This window comes from Nonomuraea sp. NPDC049141 (assembly GCF_040648415.1).
Lineage (GTDB): Bacteria > Actinomycetota > Actinomycetes > Streptosporangiales > Streptosporangiaceae > Nonomuraea.
This window is the reverse complement of the sequence record NZ_JBEZDR010000168.1, coordinates 1-1893: the sequence shown is the minus strand read 5'-3', so window position 1 is coordinate 1893 and position 1893 is coordinate 1. Positions and strand designations below refer to the sequence as shown.

The 1893-nt window shown below is 69.9% G+C and carries 1 protein-coding gene; it reads right to left on the bottom strand.

All coding sequences use genetic code 11. From position 1 onward, the window contains the following. A partial coding sequence (locus tag AB0B91_RS65515) for a pyruvate, phosphate dikinase (protein ID WP_358343110.1) occupies positions 1 to 1439 on the bottom strand: 1439 nt, incomplete at its 3' end. Positions 1440 to 1893 lie beyond the last annotated feature (454 nt).

Genomic DNA, 1893 nt, shown 5'->3' with positions numbered 1-1893 from the left:
CAGGTCTTCCCCATGCCCCGCGCCACCACGGCGGCGTGGCTGGTCTTGCCGCCGCGCGAGGTGAGGATGCCCTGGGCCGCGATCATGCCGTTCAGGTCGTCCGGATTGGTCTCGCGCCGGACCAGGATCACCGACTCCCCCTCGGCGGCCAGTTCGACCGCGCGGGCGGAGGTGAAGACCACCTTGCCCGAGGCCGCGCCCGGCGACGCCCCGATCCCCTTCGCCACCGGCTGGAACTCGTGGTCGAGGCGGAACCGCGGGAACATCAGCTGGGCGAGCTGCGCACCGTTGACGCGGTGCAACGCCTCGTCGAGGTCGATCAGGCCCTCGTCGACGAGCTGCCCGGCGATGACGAACGCCGCGGCGGCGGTGCGCTTGCCGACGCGCGTCTGGAGCATCCAGAGCTTGCCGCGCTCGATGGTGAACTCGATGTCGCAGAGGTCGCGGTAGTGGCCCTCCAGCCGGGCCATGATGCCGAGCAGTTCGTCGTAGGACTTCTTGTCCAGTCGCTCCAGCTCCTGCAACGGCACCGTGTTGCGGATGCCCGCGACGACGTCCTCGCCCTGGGCGTTGGCCAGGTAGTCGCCGTAGATGCCCTGGGCGCCGCTGGCGGGGTCGCGGGTGAACGCGACGCCGGTGCCGGAGTCCGGGCCGAGGTTGCCGAAGACCATCGCCACCACGTTGACCGCCGTGCCCAGGTCTGCCGGGATGCGCTCCTGGCGCCGGTAGAGCACCGCGCGCTCGGCGTTCCACGACTCGAAGACCGCGCGGATGGCCAGGTCGAGCTGCTCGCGCGGCTCCTGCGGGAACTCCCGGCCGGTGTGCTTGAAGAAGATCTTCTTGTATGCGTCGACCAGCCCCCGCAGGTCGTCGGCGTCGAGGTCGAGGTCGTTGTGGGTGCCCTTGACCCGCTTGGCGTCGTCGAGCGCGTGCTCGAACTCCTCGCCCGGCACCTCGCACACCGTCTTGCCGAACATCTGGATCAGGCGACGGTAGGAGTCCCAGGCGAACCTGTCCGCGCCGCCGGGGGTGGACTGCCCGCCCGAGCCGCCGGCCTGCCGGGCGAGCCCCTGGACGCTGCGGTCGTTGAGCCCGACGTTGAGGACGGTCTCCATCATGCCGGGCATGGAGAACTTGGCGCCGGAGCGTACGGAGACCAGCAGCGGGTCCTCCGGGTCACCGAGGCGCTTGCCCATCGCCCGCTCCAGCGACGCGAGGTGCGCGGCGATCTGGTCGGCCAGGCCGTCGGGCTCCTCCCCGGTGGCGAGGTACGCCTTGCAGGCCTCCGTGGTGATCGTGAAGCCCGGCGGGACCGGCAGCCCGAGATTGGTCATCTCGGCCAGGTTGGCCCCCTTGCCGCCGAGCAGTTCCTTGAGGTCCTTGTTGCCCTCGGCGAAGGCGTAGACGTACTTGTGTTCCACCGTCTCCTGCGTTGCCACCAGAGCCCTCCCACGCACGCCGGTCCGACACTTAACGAAGGTTCAGTTGCTCCCATTACCCCGGGATGGACCACCGGCAATCCCGGTGCCAAGCCGGCCGGTGGGGCGAAGGCTAGGCGAACTTCGGGTGGCCCGGGACCGTTCGGTGACAATCGGCACAGCCATCACGACTTTCCGCGTTCGTACCGGTTTTTGGGAACGCTTCCACGCGCACGATCACGCATTTCCCGCTTCGCCTCGTAGTCTTGGCCGCAGCCCTTTCGGTGAACCTCACCTTTGCCATAACCACCGCAAATACACCCCTGGGAGCCGCCGCCGTGCCACCCGTTCCCACCCCCGCCCCGGGACCGCTCGACCCGTCCAGCGTTGTGGGGGCCGAGCGGCCGGCCGGGCACCCCGACCTGCCGGTCCGCCAACCGGCCGCGCCGGAACTGGCCCGGGCGGCCACCCGATC